Raw genomic sequence first — 12711 nt, forward strand, 5'->3', positions numbered from 1 at the left:
ACATGATCGTTATCGGGCTCCGGCTCGCCGCTCCGAGACACGGGGAGCATTCGTACGACGTGCTACGCCGTGACCGGTCCCCACCCGCGACAGGCGGTACCCGAACCCGCCCTACCAACGGGGATGCGACGCATGAGCATCGCCGCCCCGAAGCCTCGTCAAGCCGAGGCCCGGGGCGGCGATGCTCATGCGTCAGCGGGCGTCAGCGGGCGTCAGAACTGCCCCTTGTAACGAAGCACCACGTCCCCCAAACGAGCATCGGGGTCTCCGCTGCAGGCGTAGGAGATAGCCGGTGGCGCCAGCGGGCTGCCAGTCCTAACGCCGAGTTCCGTGCCCACTTTCCGCAATCCTCGCAGCGCCTCTTCCGAAGGCGCCTCAAGGAACTCCTGACAGGTGGAGTCCTGGGTGATCTCACCCCCGGATGAGAACTGTCCGGCAATGTAGAACAAGAAAATCGCGAGCAGGCCGACGAGGAGGACTCCGCCACCGAACTTGAAATTGTTCGATTTGCTAACCCTGTCGCCGATCTGGGCATCGCCGTGAAAATTCCCGCTCATGACGCTGGACTTACCGCTGGCCGTAACCACGCTGCTCACCTGGTCACCGAGCACGGCGTTGCCCTCGTGCACGATCGAGAGGGCCCTGGCCTCCTCAATCAACTCTCGCAGTTTTCTTTCGAAGTCGGGGTAGTCCCGGGCCAGAAACCCGATTGCCGCAGCAAGGTCGCCCTGCCGGTCGACGTTCCTCGGATCCCCTGCCCACCGCTCAAATATTTCATCGCTGTCGACATCCAGGAGCTGAGCGTGAATCCGCGAGTGCAGTTTCTTAGCTGCCGCTTGCAGACCGGCGCTCGCGGTGCCCCCCAGCGCAGCAACCAGGATACCGACGGCCGCCTTACCGAGTTCTTCATCCATGACACCCGAGTCTTGGGCAGAGACGATGAGAAACAAGCCAGCCGATTAGCCCTCGTTGATGTAAGAAAACCGACAGGACGAGACAAGAAAGATCGCCTGCCGAACCGCGGGTGACGCTGGTACTTCGGCATCACCCGCGTCACGGCTCAGGCCCGTTCGTTCCACCGTCCCCCGCGAACCGCCCCGACGAATCGGGCCCAGGCCCTCGGGTCGAAGCTCAGCGCCGGCCCCTGCCGATCCTTGGTGTCCCGCACGCCGACCGCGTCGGCGAACCCGGCCACCTCGACGCAGTCGCCATTACTGCCGGACCGAGACGACTTGCGCCACACTCCGTCACGTTCCATCGACAATCTCCTTTCGCTATCGCCCCGATGAACTCACGGGATTCATCCGCATCGAGTGCTCGCTCCATGAGCGAGCGCCACGCTTCTTCGTAAATCTGGATCTCGTGTGGCTTGTCAAGGTAAACGGCGCCGCAAGGGCCATCCATGTAGATCGTGGTCGGCTCCGGTGCCCGCACCTCCGTTGGGAAGTCGAGCATCGTGAAGGTACCGGTGGACGCCCATCGCGACAGGCCCGCCTGCAGGGGGAGGACTCGAACGCTGATGTTGTGTCGCCGCCCGTTTACCACAAGCGCGTCCAACTGCCGCCCCATCGCCACGCGGTCCCGCAGCGGCCGACGCAACACTGCCTCGCTGAGGATCACGTCGAGATAGGGGGCTCGCGGTACCGCCCGCGCCAACAGTCGCTGCCGACGCAACCGAACATCGATTTTCGCCTGACGCTCGGCCTCCGACAAGCCAGGTTGGTCTGCCGCGATCAGTTCGCGCATGTACTCGACCGTCTGCAAGAGCCCTGGGATCAGATCAGCCTCATACTTGCGGATCTTGGTCGCCGCAGATTCCAGACCCACGTAAAGCTTGAACCAATCCTCTACTGCCTCCCCGTAGCTGTGCCACCAGCCGTGCGCCTTGGTTTCCCGGGCCAGAGAGCGCATGGTTTCGATGGTTTCTCGCGACGCGCCGTAAACGCGGCACATGGCTTCCACGTCGTTCGGGTGCATCGGCACCTGGCCCGTTTCGTAACGCCAGATCCGGGGCGCCGACCATTCCAGCTCCTTGGCCGCCGCTGTCACCGTGACGTGCGCGCCTTCGCGAAGTTCTCTCAGATATCTGCCGAGCTGCCTACGCGGGACGGTGCTTCCCGAGTCGTCCACGTCATCTCCTTTGGTGTTGTCGCGTAAGGCACCTCATCCCTTGGTCTGCATTCTGCCGCGAAAGATTGTCCCGGGCCAGAGGGGAATTGACCATTGTGGTGCCCGCCGGGGACGCGGCGGGTTTCGCGGGGACGGATGCCTTTCCCCGAACCTCATCCCGGCATCCGTCCCCGCACCTGACGTATATCCACAAGGGAGAGTCATGGACTCGATCGATCGTATCCTCGGCGACATTCCACTTCCGCCCTACATCACCGCCGAGGATGTCACCTTCGCGGTCCGGGCGATCACCGTGCACGCCCCCGAGCAGTGGCCCGAGGGACCGCGCTGTCGCAACGACCGGGCGCCCCACCCGTGCCGGCTGCACCGCTGGGGCCGGCGGGTGCTCGACCAGCGCGGGCTCACCGACCGGCAGATCCGCGCGCTCGTCGCCGAGCAGACGGCGCCCGTGCGGTGATCTACGTGACCGGGGAACGCCTGCTCCCGCACCACGTCCGGGCCGCCTACTTCGACCGGCGCTGGCGCGGCCTCGACCCGACCCAGGTGCGCGACCACCTCGACCGGGTGGCCGACGAACTCGAACGCCTGAGCCGTGAGCTGGTCACCACGCGGACCGAGGCCGAGCGCGTCCGCCAGGCGCTGCGGCAGTGGCAGTCCCAGCATCGCGCCTGCCGTCTCCGCGACCCGGACGCCCCGCCGGGCGGATGGCCCCGATGACGGCACAGCGCTGGATCATCCACCTGCCCACCAAGCTGACCAGCGCCGACGAGGCGGCTGCCCTCGCGGTGACGCTGCGCGACTCGCTCGGCCACGTCACGGTCATCGACTTCGGCGAGACCACGCTGAGCGAGGAGGACAGCCAGTTCGTGCGTACCCGGGTCTGGTGCGACGCCCGGCTCGACGGCGCCGGCCGGTGCGGCCACCTCAACGACCATGACGGCCCGTGCGCGGCGTGAGCGCGGCGGGCGTCAGGGGCGGGGGCGGTCGCGGTCCTTGGACGGCTGGACCCGCTTCGGCTCGCCGGGCATCTTCGGGTATTCCGGCGGGTACGGCATGTCGCCCAGCCCGTCCGCCGCGTCCCGCTCGGCCCACTCCAGCAGCGGCGTGATGTCCCACGGGGCGTCGTCGATGCCGGCGTGCGGGTCGCCGCGCTCGGCGAACCGGGCCGGCACCGTGCCCAGGTGGAAGTCGTCCGGGTCTACCTGGGGTAGTTCGTCCCAGTCGACCGGGGTGGAGACGGTGGCGCGCGCGTTGGCGCGCAGCGAGTACGCGCAGGCGATTGTGCGGTCCCGCGCCATCTGGTTGAAGTCGACGAAGACCCGTTCGCCCCGTTCCTCCTTCCACCAGGCGGTGGTGACCAGCTCGGGGCGGCGTCGTTCCAGCTCGCGGGCCAGCGCGATGGTGGCGCGGCGGACCTCCACGAACGTCCAGCGCGGCTGGATGCGCAGGTAGACGTGCACGCCCCGGCCGCCGGAGGTCTTCGGCCAGCCGGGCACGCCCAGCTCGTCGAGCAGGGCGCGTAGCTCACCGGCGGCGGTCACCGCGTCGGCGAAGTCGGTGCCGGGCTGCGGGTCGAGGTCGACGCGCAGCTCGTCGGGGCGGTCGGTGTCGGCGGCGCGCACCGGCCACGGGTGGAACACGACGGTGCCCATCTGCGCCGCCCAGGCCACGTGCGCCAGGTCGGCGGGGCACAGCTCGTCGGCCGGGCGGCCGCTGGGGAAGGCGATCCGCGCGGTGCGGACCCACGGGGGTACGCCCCGCTGCGGCACCCGCTTCTGGAAGAACATCTCCCCCTCGATGCCGTCGGGGAAGCGCTGGAGCGTGGTCGGCCGGTCACGCAGGGCGCGCATGATCCCGTCGCCGACGGCCAGGTAGTAGCGGAAGACGTCGGCCTTGGTGAAGCCCCGCTGGGGGAAGATCACCCGGTCGGGGCTGCTCAACCGCACCGTGTGCCCGGCTACCTCGATCTCTTCGACCGTGCCCTTGCCCGCCATCACGCGACCATATGCGATGCCACCGACAGCCGACGTACCGTGAAGGGGTGAGTCTTTCCGACAACGAACTGCCCCGTACCGAGGACGAATGGCGCGTGCGGCTGAGCCCCGAGGAGTTCCGGGTGCTCCGCGAGGCCGGCACCGAGGCGCCCTGGACCGGTGAGTACGTCGACACCAAGACCCCCGGCGTCTACCACTGCCGGGCCTGCGGGCTGGAACTGTTCCGCAGCGAGGACAAGTTCGACTCGCACTGCGGGTGGCCGAGCTTCGACGACGCCATCCCGGGCGCGGTCAAGGAGATCCCGGACAACACGCTCGGGATGCGCCGGATCGAGATCCGCTGCGCGCGCTGCGACAGCCACCTCGGGCACGTCTTCGAGGGTGAGGGCTTCACCCCGAAGGACACCCGGCACTGCGTCAACTCGATCTCGGTGCGGCTGGAGCCCAGCGCCGGCTGACGGCGGCGTCACAGCCGCAGCAGGCCGCCGGCCTCGTCCACCCGGTCGGCGGCCTCGTCGTCCAGCCACACGCCGCCGGTGGCCAGGTAACGGAAGCGGTACTCCCCCGGCTTCAACCGGACCGTCACGGTACGGGTGCCGTCGCGGCGCGGCACCAGCTCGTGCCGGCCGGGCTCCCAGCCGTTGAAGCAGCCGACCACGCTCACCGTGCCGGGCGGGGTGTCCCGGGGCAGCGAGAACGTCACCCGGGTCTGGTTGCCGAAGAGCTTGTTGCGCTTGATCACGAATCCTCCGGGGATTTTCGGCGGTCACCGGAGTCAACGCTCGACACGCCGGGAGCGACTCGCCGTAGGGCCGGATCAGGTTCGCCGGTTCCGGTTGCTCGATGGTGTCGTCTGCGCGACTCTCGGATGACAGGTCCGTTTTCGGGGGGTTTCGCATGGCAACCTGCGAGGTTTGCGGTAACGACTACTGGATGGCGTTCGAGGTGCGCACGGTCGACGGGTCGCGGCACACGTTCGACTGCTTCGAGTGCGCGGTGCACAAGATGGCGCCGATCTGCGAGCACTGCCAGATCAAGATCGTCGGCCACGGCGTCGAGGTCTCCGGCCGCTTCTTCTGCTGCGCCCACTGCGCCCGCGCCGTCGAGGGCGAGCAGGGCGCCGAGGTACGCGACGCGGTCGGCGCCCGCCCCGCCTGACGCGGGCGCTCCCCGGGGCGCCACGGGCGTCGATCTCCGTCTAGCATCCCTCCGGTGTCCCGACGGTTGATCATCGCGGCGGCGCTGGTCGCCGTCCTCGCCGGCTGCGGCTCCACCACCGAGCCCGGCGCTGCCACCGGCCCCGCGCCGGCCCTCGCCGCGCCCTCACCCACCGACGGCGGGGCCGCCGAGGCGCTGCGTGACCGGTACGCCGCGACCGGCAGCCTGGCCGGCCTGGCCGAGGATCCCGAGTACGCCAGCGAGCGGCTCGACTCCGACGGCGTCCTGTGTGGCCGACCGCTGCCGCTGCTCGACCGGCGGCTCGTCGTGTCCACCCGGGTCTTCGGCACGCCGGAGGGCACCCCGGCCGGCGAGTTCGTCGAGGTGGCCCAGGAGACGGTGGTCTACCCGGACGAGCCGACCGCGGCGGACGCGGTACGGCGAATTTTCGACGTGCTGGAGGCGTGCGGGCGCGACGAGGAGGACGGCCAGGTGACCAGCGGACACACCGCCGCGGACCTGCCCGCCGGGCTGGGCCTGCCGGGCCGGGTGGTGTCGGCCACCATGACCGTGTCCGACGGCACCCGTTTCCCGCACCGCTACGGCTGCCTCCAGAAGGGCCGGGTGACCCAGTGCGTCTGGGTGTGGACCCGCTCGGCGGCCGACACCGGCGCCTGGTTCGAGCGCGCCGTCACCGCCACCGCCGCCGGGCTGCGCGCGTCGAAGGGCTGAGCCGGTACGCCGGACCGCGCCGGCCCGGCGCGCCGAACCGCCGCGCGCACGGGGTGCGCACGACCGGCCGGAAGCGCGCCGCCTAACCTGGGCCGATGCCCGTCGAGTCCCACCTGGCCGGTTTCGCCGACCTGGACGCCCGCACCTTCCACGACCTGCTCCGGCTGCGCATCGACGTGTTCGTGGTCGAGCAGTCCTGCCCGTACCCGGAACTGGACGGCCGGGACGTCGAACCCGGCACCCGCCACCTGTGGCTGAGCAGCGACGGCGCCGTGGTCGCGTACCTGCGGATCCTGGCCGACCCCGGCGGCGTGGCGCGGATCGGGCGGGTGGTGGTGGCGCCGGCGGCCCGCGGCGCGGGCCTGGCCGGCGCGCTGATGACCGAGGCCCTCGCGGTGGTGGGTGACCGGCCGTGCGTGCTCGACGCGCAGACGCACCTCGTGGGCTTCTACGCGGGATTCGGTTTCGCGGTCGACGGCCCCGGTTACGTCGAGGACGGCATCCCGCACACCCCGATGCGCCGCAACCCAACTCATTGACGTTTGTCACTTTTTGTGGCAACGTGCGGGCGGAGCCGCCACGCGGGAGAGGGCAACTCCCGACAGTCCGGGCGTCGTGCACCGACACCCATCCCGGAGGCTTTCCATGTCCACTCCGTACCGCCGCCCGTTACCGCTCGCGGCGGCGATCCTCGGCGTCTGCGCGGTCGTCGCGGCGCTGCTCACCACCGCGTTCTCCGGCCCGGCCTCGGCGCACGGGTCGGTGGTCGACCCGGCCTCGCGCGCCTACAGCTGCTGGCAGCGCTGGGGCGGTGACTTCCAGAACCCGGCCATGGCCACCCAGGACCCGATGTGCTGGCAGGCGTGGCAGGCCGACCCGAACGCCATGTGGAACTGGAACGGCCTGTTCCGCGAGGGCGTGGCCGGCAACCACCAGGGCGCCATCCCGGACGGTCAGCTGTGCAGCGGCGGCCGCACCCAGAACGGCCGGTACAACGCGCTCGACACCGTCGGCGCCTGGAAGACCGTGCCGGTCACCAACAACTTCCGGGTCAAGTTCTTCGACCAGGCCAGCCACGGCGCCGACTACATCCGGGTGTACGTGACCAAGCAGGGTTTCAACGCGCTCACCTCGCCGCTGCGCTGGAGCGACCTGGAACTGGTCGGCCAGATCGGCAACACCCCGGCCAGCCAGTGGACGCGTGAGGTGGACGGCGTGTCGATCCAGATCCCGGCGAACGCGCCGGGCCGCACCGGCCGGCACATCGTCTACACGATCTGGCAGGCCAGCCACCTGGACCAGTCCTACTACCTGTGCAGTGACGTGGACTTCGGCGGGTCCGGCCCGACCACCCCGCCGCCCACCAGCACCCCGCCGACGAGCACCCCGCCCACCAGCACGCCGCCGACGAGCACGCCGCCGACCAGCCCGCCGCCGACCACGCCGAACCCGGCCGGCGGCTGCACCGCGACGTACGCGATCACCGGTTCGTGGGGCGGCGGCTTCCAGGCCGACGTGAAGGTGACGAACAACAGCGGCTCGCCGATCCGCGGCTGGTCGGTGAGCTGGAACTACCAGAACGGCCAGCAGGTCAGCTCGGCGTGGAACGCCACTGTCACCACGAGCGGAACACTGGTGACGGCACGAAACGCCGCCTACAACGGCTCACTCGCGCCGGGTGCGAGCACCTCGTTCGGCTTCACCGGATCGGCCGGTGCGACGAACCCGGTGCCCAGCATCGTGTCCTGTACGACGACCGCCTGACGCCGGTCTTCCCGGTCGGGGCCCTGCTCGACACCCGCTGGGGTGTTAAGCGGGGCCCCTTCCTCTACCGCAGGCGTTAAGAAGGTGCCCTTCCTTTCACACCAGGCAGTTGACGATGTCGGCCACCGAGCGGCGGCGGCCGGTGTAGAACGGGATCTCCTCCCGCACGTGCCGCCGGGCGCCGGAGGCGCGCAGGTCACGCATCAGGTCCACGATCCGGTGCAGCTCGTCGGCCTCGAACGCGAGCATCCACTCGTAGTCGCCGAGCGCGAACGACGCCACCGTGTTGGCCCGTACGTCCGGGTAGCCGCGGGCCATCTTGCCGTGCTCGGCCAGCAGCTCGCGCCGCTCCGCGTCGGGCAGCAGGTACCACTCGTACGAGCGCACGAACGGGTAGACGCACAGGTAGGGGCGCGGCTGCTCGTCGGCCAGGAACGCCGGGATGTGGCTCTTGTTGAACTCGGCCGGGCGGTGCAGCGCCATCTGCGACCAGACCGGGGTGAGCGCCCGGCCCAGCGTGGTGCGGCGGAACCGCAGGTACGCGTCCTGCAGCGCGTCGCTGGACGACGAGTGCCACCAGATCATCAGGTCGGCGTCGGCGCGCAGCCCGGCCACGTCGTACGTGCCCCGCACCGTGACGTCCTTGCCGGCCAGCTCGGTGAAGAGCGACTCGACCTCGTCGACGACGTTCTCCCGCAGCGACGGCAGCGGGCTGGTGGCCCGGTACACCGACCACATCGTGTAACGGATGGTCTCGTTGAGCTCCCGCAGCCGCGCCGCGTTGGTCTGCTCGGTCATGCTGCCGATCCTTCCAGTGCCGTGATGATCTCTTCGGCCGCCGTCTCGCCGGAGCGGACGCACACCGGGATGCCGACGCCGTCGTAGCCGGCCCCGGCCACGGCAAGCGTCGGGTACGCGGCGCGCAGCGCCGCCCGGACCGCCGTCACCCGGGCGGTGTGCCCGGGCGTGTACTGCGGCAGCGCGCCGCCCCACCGCTGCACGTGCCGGGCCACCGGCGTCGGCAGCGGCGCGCCGAGCACCGCCGACAGCTCCCGGTGCACCGCGTCGGCCAGGTCGTCGTCGGTGAGCTGCAGCGACGTCTCGTCGCCGTACCGGCCGACCGAGGCGCGCACCAGCGCCAGCCCGTCCGGCCGCCGCAGGTGCCCCCACTTGGTGGTGAAGAACGTGGACGCCTTGATCGTCAGCCCCTCACCGGCCGGCACCAGGAAGCCGGACAGCTCCGGCAGGGCCGGACCGGGCAGGGCCAGGGTGATCAGGGCGACGCTGGCGTAGTCGAGCGCGCCCACCGTGTCGGCCGCCTCGGGCGCGGCGGCGGCGAGCAGCCGGGCGGCCGGGCGGGCCGGCACCGCGAGCAGCACCGCGTCGGCCTCGACGTGCTCGGCGTCGCGGGTCGGCCCGACGGTGAGCCGCCATCCGGACGGGGTGCGGCGCAGCTCGCGTACCGCGGCGCCGCGCCGGATCGTCGCGCCGCTCGCCGTCGCCGCCGCCTCGACCAGCGTGCTCAGTCCACCGGCGAGGGTGCCGAAGACCGGGGCGCCGGGCGCGCGCGGCGCGGCGGCCTGCGCGGCGCGTACCGCACCGACAAGCGTGTGCTCGGCGCGTGCCGCGCGGGCCAGCGCCGGCATCGTGGTGACCAGCGACAGGTCGTCGGCCCGCCCGGCGTACACGCCGCCGAGCATCGGGTCCACGAGGCGGTCCACCACCGCGTCACCGAGACGCTTGCGGACCAGCTCACCGACCGAGGTGTCCTCACCGTCGGCCAGCAACGGGTGGCCCGCGTCGCGGTCGGCGTCCGCGGCCGGCGGCGCCACCGCCGCCACCTTCTCCAGATCCCCGGGTACGCCGACGAGCGTGCCGCCCGGCACCGGGCGCAACGTGCCGTCGACGAGCAGGGCCGCCTGCCCGACGGTCGGGTGCACGATCGCCTCGGCCAGCCCGAGGCGCCGGGCCAGCGTCACCGCCGCCGACTCGCCACCGGCCGGGTCGCGCATCAGGAACGACTCCGCGCCGAACTCGACCGGCCCGCCTGCGAGCTCACCGGTGAACAGCTTGCCGCCGAGGCGGCCGGACTGCTCGTACACGGTGACCTCGGTGCCCTCGGGAGCACTGTCGCGCAACCGGACGGCGGCGGCCAGCCCGGTGATCCCGCCACCGACGATCGCCACCCGCCACGGTCGCACCACTGTCGCCTCCTAGCGCTCCGGTCGCGCGGTCAGCTCGTGCACCAGCGCGACCACCCGGGTCAGCACCTCGGGGTCGGTCTCCGGCAGGACGCCGTGGCCGAGGTTGAACACGTGGCCGGGAGCGGCCCGGCCCTGCTCGACGATGCGCCGCACCTCGGTCTCCACCACCGGCCAGGGCGCGAGCAGCACAGTCGGGTCGAGGTTGCCCTGCACCGCCTTGTCCGGCCCGATCCGGCCGGTGGCGACGTCCAGCGGCGTACGCCAGTCCACGCCCACCACGTCGGCGCCGGCCTCACCCATCGCGCCGAGCAGCTCGCCGGTGCCCACCCCGAAGTGGATCCGCGGCACGCCGGAGTCAGCGAGCCCGCCCAGCACGTACGTCGAGTGCGGCAGCACGAAGCGGCGGTAGTCGGCCTCGGAGAGCGCGCCGGCCCACGAGTCGAACAGCTGCACCGCGGAGACCCCGGCGTCGATCTGCACCTGGAGGAACGCCAGCGTCACCTCGGCCAGCCGGGCGCACAGCGCGTGCCACAGGTCCGGGTCGCCGTACATCAGCGCCTTGGTCTTGGCATGGGTACGCGACGGCCCGCCCTCGACCAGGTAGCTGGCGAGCGTGAACGGGGCGCCGGCGAAGCCGATCAGCGGGGTGCCGCCCAGCTCGACGACGAGCTGGCGGACCGCCTCGTCCACGTACGACACCTCGTCGCGGCCGATCGGGGAGATCCGCTCGACGTCGGCGGCGGTACGGATCGGCTCGGCCACCACCGGGCCGGTGCCGGGCACGATGTCCAGGTCGATGCCGGCCGCGGCGACCGGCACCACGATGTCGCTGAACAGGATCGCCGCGTCCACGCCGTGCCGGCGCACCGGCTGGAGCGTGATCTCGGTGACCAGGTCCGGCCGGCGGCAGGACTCCAGCATCGGCACGTTCGCCCGGATCTCGCGGTACTCCGGCAGCGACCGGCCGGCCTGGCGCATGAACCAGACCGGCGTGTGCGGGCCCGGCTCGCGCCGGCAGGCGCGCACGAAGGGCGAGTCGGCCGGCCCGCCGCGGCGGGGTTCTCCGTCTCGGGCGGCAGTGCCCGTGGTGTCGGTGGTCATCGCGGCAATCGTGCCACGCCCCCGGCAGGCGCCCGCGCTCACCGTCCGCATTTGTGACGTAGAAGGAAGGGCCCCCGCTTAACGCCTCCGGTAGAGGAAGGGCCCCTTCTTAACCGTCGATCACCCGGCGCGCCGTCGCGCGCCGTACGGTGGGCGCGCATAGGCTGCCCGCATGGCCCCCCCGATCGCGCTCCCGGAAACGTTCGCTCGCGCGGTCGCGGGGCTGCGGTCGGTGACACCCCGCCCGGAGATCATCCTGGAGGAGGTCGGCGCGCCCCAGCGGCTGGCCCCGTTCGCGTTCGCGCTCTCCGCCGCCGTGATGCGCGACGACGACGAGGTGGCCACCGGCCGGCTGATCCTGCTGCACGACCCGGCCGGGCACGAGGCGTGGCAGGGCACGTTGCGGCTGGTCACGTACGTCACCGCCGAACTCGAGGTCGACCTGGCCAGCGACCCGCTGCTGCCGGGCGTCGGCTGGACCTGGCTGACCGACGCGCTGGACGCCCAGGGCGCCGGGCACCGGGCGATCGGCGGCACCGTCACCCAGACGCTCTCCACCCGGTTCGGCGAGCTGGCCGGGCCGCCCGCCGCCGGCGACATCGAGATCCGCGCCTCCTGGACGCCGCTGCGCGCCGATCTGGGTCCGCACCTGCTCGGCTGGTGCACGCTGCTGGCCTCCACGGCCGGCCTGCCGCCGCCCGGCGTCACCGCGCTGCCCCGGCGCTCCGCTGGCGCCGCCTGACCACACCCGGCCGGATACGCGAAGGCCGCCCCGGCGAACCGGGGCGGCCTTCGGCGAGTACAGGTCAGAGATAGTTCTCGGCCTCGTCGCAGACCTTGTCCAGACCCTTGTTCGCCGCCTCGAAGGCAGCCCGGTCGCCACGCGACGCGGCGGCGATGGCGGTGGTCAGCTTGTCCAGGCAGCTCGCGATGACCTTCTTCTGCCGGGCCTGCTCGTCCCGGTCGTTCTTGGTGCCGGTCAGGTCCTGCTGGGTGTCCGACAGCCGTTCCTGCACCGTCTTCAGCTCACCCTTGAGCTTCTCGATCTCCTGCTGGTTCGCCGAGATGGTGCCGTCGCGCTGGCTGACCAGCTGCCGGGACTTGTCCAGCTCGCCGTCCGTGGAGACGTACAGGAAGGTCATCACGCCACCGAAGACGAACAGCAACGCGGCGACGAGGCCGAGGACCAGCGGGGCCCACCTCCGGCCGCCGCCGGCGGGCGCGCCGCCGGCCGGTCCGTAGGGGCCGGGCGGCCCGGACATCGGCGGCGGGCCGTAGCCGGGGCCGGACACCGGTGGGGCGGACAGCGGCGGGGCCGACAGCGGCTGCGGGTAGCCGGGGCCGGAGACCGGCGGTACGGAGACCGGCGGCGCCGACATCGGCGGGGGCACCGGAGCGGCGCCCGGCGCGTAGCCCGGCTGACCCGGCGCGGCGGGCTGGTATCCGCCGTACCCGGGTGCGCCGTCGGGCGCGGTGGGCTGGTGCAGGGTCGGGGCGGGCTGGTTCGGGTCGTACTGCTGGGGCGCGGGCCGGCTGCCGTACACGTTGCCGTAGACCGTGCCCCCCGGCGCCGGGGGCGGGTTGTCGCCCCCGGCCGGTGGGTAGGACATGTCGTTCCTCCAGATGAG

The 12711-nt window shown here is 71.7% G+C and carries 17 protein-coding genes and 1 pseudogene; 9 read left to right on the forward strand and 9 right to left on the reverse strand.

Going from position 1 to position 12711, the window contains the following annotated elements; genetic code table 11:
• Positions 1-212: 212 nt before the first annotated feature.
• The 3 genes and pseudogenes from KBX43_RS20980 to KBX43_RS20985 all read right to left on the reverse strand — a co-directional run.
• Positions 213-914 carry a hypothetical protein gene (locus KBX43_RS20980; protein ID WP_209960511.1) on the reverse strand — a complete coding sequence of 234 codons (702 nt, stop codon included), beginning with the start codon at positions 912-914 and terminating at the stop codon, positions 213-215.
• A gap of 146 nt (positions 915-1060) precedes the next feature.
• Positions 1061-1243, reverse strand: coding sequence for a DUF397 domain-containing protein (locus tag KBX43_RS31625; RefSeq protein WP_209964041.1), 183 nt, complete (start codon positions 1241-1243; stop codon positions 1061-1063).
• A gap of 26 nt (positions 1244-1269) precedes the next feature.
• A pseudogene (locus KBX43_RS20985) lies at positions 1270-2130 on the reverse strand (helix-turn-helix domain-containing protein); the annotation flags it as partial.
• A gap of 202 nt (positions 2131-2332) precedes the next feature.
• Here KBX43_RS20985 and KBX43_RS20990 point away from each other — a divergent pair.
• The 3 genes from KBX43_RS20990 to KBX43_RS21000 are packed head-to-tail and all read left to right on the forward strand — an operon-like array spanning position 2333 to position 3086.
• Complete coding sequence (locus KBX43_RS20990; protein ID WP_209960507.1) at positions 2333-2587, forward strand: hypothetical protein; 255 nt, start codon at positions 2333-2335, stop codon at positions 2585-2587.
• Positions 2584-2847: a DivIVA domain-containing protein gene (locus tag KBX43_RS20995; RefSeq protein WP_104114385.1), complete on the forward strand. Its 264-nt coding sequence runs from the start codon at positions 2584-2586 to the stop codon at positions 2845-2847. Before KBX43_RS20990 ends, KBX43_RS20995 begins: the two co-directional genes overlap by 4 nt.
• Positions 2835-3086, forward strand: a complete 252-nt coding sequence (locus tag KBX43_RS21000; RefSeq protein WP_209960504.1) for a hypothetical protein — start codon at positions 2835-2837, stop codon at positions 3084-3086. The genes KBX43_RS20995 and KBX43_RS21000 overlap by 13 nt, the downstream gene beginning before the upstream one ends.
• Before the next feature lie 12 nt (positions 3087-3098).
• On the opposite strand, the gene ligD is transcribed toward KBX43_RS21000, so the two are convergent.
• Positions 3099-4124, reverse strand: a complete 1026-nt coding sequence (ligD, locus tag KBX43_RS21005; RefSeq protein ID WP_209960502.1) for a non-homologous end-joining DNA ligase — start codon at positions 4122-4124, stop codon at positions 3099-3101.
• 47 nt (positions 4125-4171) lie between these two features.
• On the opposite strand from ligD, the gene msrB reads away from it, so the two are divergent.
• Positions 4172-4582 (forward strand): peptide-methionine (R)-S-oxide reductase MsrB, encoded by a 411-nt coding sequence (gene msrB / locus KBX43_RS21010; protein WP_030503019.1) that lies wholly within the window; start codon positions 4172-4174, stop codon positions 4580-4582.
• Between the two features lie 8 nt (positions 4583-4590).
• Here the strand turns inward: msrB and KBX43_RS21015 are convergent, their stop codons facing one another.
• Positions 4591-4866 carry an isoamylase early set domain-containing protein gene (locus tag KBX43_RS21015; RefSeq protein WP_043325634.1) on the reverse strand — a complete coding sequence of 92 codons (276 nt, stop codon included), beginning with the start codon at positions 4864-4866 and terminating at the stop codon, positions 4591-4593.
• Positions 4867-5021: 155 nt separating this feature from the next.
• Here KBX43_RS21015 and KBX43_RS21020 point away from each other — a divergent pair, with 155 nt between their 5' ends.
• The 4 genes from KBX43_RS21020 (at position 5022) to KBX43_RS21035 (ending at position 7778) form a co-directional block, all read left to right on the forward strand.
• A complete protein-coding gene (locus tag KBX43_RS21020; protein WP_030503017.1) occupies positions 5022-5282 on the forward strand; it encodes a hypothetical protein in 261 nt (86 codons plus the stop codon).
• A 54-nt stretch (positions 5283-5336) separates the two neighbouring features.
• Positions 5337-6014 carry a hypothetical protein gene (locus tag KBX43_RS21025; RefSeq protein ID WP_210886765.1) on the forward strand — a complete coding sequence of 226 codons (678 nt, stop codon included), beginning with the start codon at positions 5337-5339 and terminating at the stop codon, positions 6012-6014.
• A 95-nt stretch (positions 6015-6109) separates the two neighbouring features.
• The gene (locus KBX43_RS21030) at positions 6110-6553 is read left to right on the forward strand and encodes a GNAT family N-acetyltransferase (RefSeq protein WP_210886767.1); all 444 of its coding nucleotides are present in this window, start codon (positions 6110-6112) and stop codon (positions 6551-6553) included.
• A gap of 106 nt (positions 6554-6659) precedes the next feature.
• Positions 6660-7778 (forward strand): lytic polysaccharide monooxygenase, encoded by a 1119-nt coding sequence (locus KBX43_RS21035; protein ID WP_113971730.1) that lies wholly within the window; start codon positions 6660-6662, stop codon positions 7776-7778.
• Positions 7779-7874: 96 nt separating this feature from the next.
• Here the strand turns inward: KBX43_RS21035 and hemQ are convergent, their stop codons facing one another.
• Genes hemQ through hemE form a run of 3 tightly spaced genes read right to left on the reverse strand, consistent with a single transcriptional unit; the run spans position 7875 to position 11083 of the window.
• Positions 7875-8576 carry a hydrogen peroxide-dependent heme synthase gene (hemQ, locus tag KBX43_RS21040; protein ID WP_043325639.1) on the reverse strand — a complete coding sequence of 234 codons (702 nt, stop codon included), beginning with the start codon at positions 8574-8576 and terminating at the stop codon, positions 7875-7877.
• Positions 8573-9982, reverse strand: a complete 1410-nt coding sequence (gene hemG, locus KBX43_RS21045) for a protoporphyrinogen oxidase (RefSeq protein ID WP_210886770.1) — start codon at positions 9980-9982, stop codon at positions 8573-8575. The genes hemQ and hemG overlap by 4 nt, the downstream gene beginning before the upstream one ends.
• A gap of 9 nt (positions 9983-9991) precedes the next feature.
• A complete protein-coding gene (gene hemE / locus KBX43_RS21050) occupies positions 9992-11083 on the reverse strand; it encodes a uroporphyrinogen decarboxylase (protein WP_209960500.1) in 1092 nt (363 codons plus the stop codon).
• A 172-nt stretch (positions 11084-11255) separates the two neighbouring features.
• On the opposite strand from hemE, the gene KBX43_RS21055 reads away from it, so the two are divergent.
• Positions 11256-11825: a DUF3000 domain-containing protein gene (locus KBX43_RS21055; RefSeq protein ID WP_043325643.1), complete on the forward strand. Its 570-nt coding sequence runs from the start codon at positions 11256-11258 to the stop codon at positions 11823-11825.
• 64 nt (positions 11826-11889) lie between these two features.
• Here the strand turns inward: KBX43_RS21055 and KBX43_RS21060 are convergent, their stop codons facing one another.
• Complete coding sequence (locus KBX43_RS21060; RefSeq protein ID WP_064447160.1) at positions 11890-12693, reverse strand: hypothetical protein; 804 nt, start codon at positions 12691-12693, stop codon at positions 11890-11892.
• Positions 12694-12711: the final 18 nt, after the last annotated feature.

This window comes from Micromonospora sp. C41 (genome assembly GCF_018070485.1).
Lineage (GTDB): Bacteria > Actinomycetota > Actinomycetes > Mycobacteriales > Micromonosporaceae > Micromonospora > Micromonospora chalcea.

Bases quoted from the DNA above. Each gene is read 5' to 3' on its own strand.
- KBX43_RS20990 (WP_209960507.1), top strand. From the start codon at position 2,333: ATGGACTCGATCGATCGTATCCTCGGCGACATTCCACTTCCGCCCTAC.
- KBX43_RS21060 (WP_064447160.1), bottom strand. From the start codon at position 12,693: ATGTCCTACCCACCGGCCGGGGGCGACAACCCGCCCCCGGCGCCGGGG.
- KBX43_RS20980 (WP_209960511.1), bottom strand. From the start codon at position 914: ATGGATGAAGAACTCGGTAAGGCGGCCGTCGGTATCCTGGTTGCTGCG.
- ligD (WP_209960502.1), bottom strand. From the start codon at position 4,124: ATGGCGGGCAAGGGCACGGTCGAAGAGATCGAGGTAGCCGGGCACACG.
- KBX43_RS21030 (WP_210886767.1), top strand. From the start codon at position 6,110: ATGCCCGTCGAGTCCCACCTGGCCGGTTTCGCCGACCTGGACGCCCGC.
- KBX43_RS21020 (WP_030503017.1), top strand. From the start codon at position 5,022: ATGGCAACCTGCGAGGTTTGCGGTAACGACTACTGGATGGCGTTCGAG.
- KBX43_RS21035 (WP_113971730.1), top strand. From the start codon at position 6,660: ATGTCCACTCCGTACCGCCGCCCGTTACCGCTCGCGGCGGCGATCCTC.
- hemE (WP_209960500.1), bottom strand. From the start codon at position 11,083: ATGACCACCGACACCACGGGCACTGCCGCCCGAGACGGAGAACCCCGC.
- hemQ (WP_043325639.1), bottom strand. From the start codon at position 8,576: ATGACCGAGCAGACCAACGCGGCGCGGCTGCGGGAGCTCAACGAGACC.
- KBX43_RS21055 (WP_043325643.1), top strand. From the start codon at position 11,256: ATGGCCCCCCCGATCGCGCTCCCGGAAACGTTCGCTCGCGCGGTCGCG.
- KBX43_RS21000 (WP_209960504.1), top strand. From the start codon at position 2,835: ATGGCCCCGATGACGGCACAGCGCTGGATCATCCACCTGCCCACCAAG.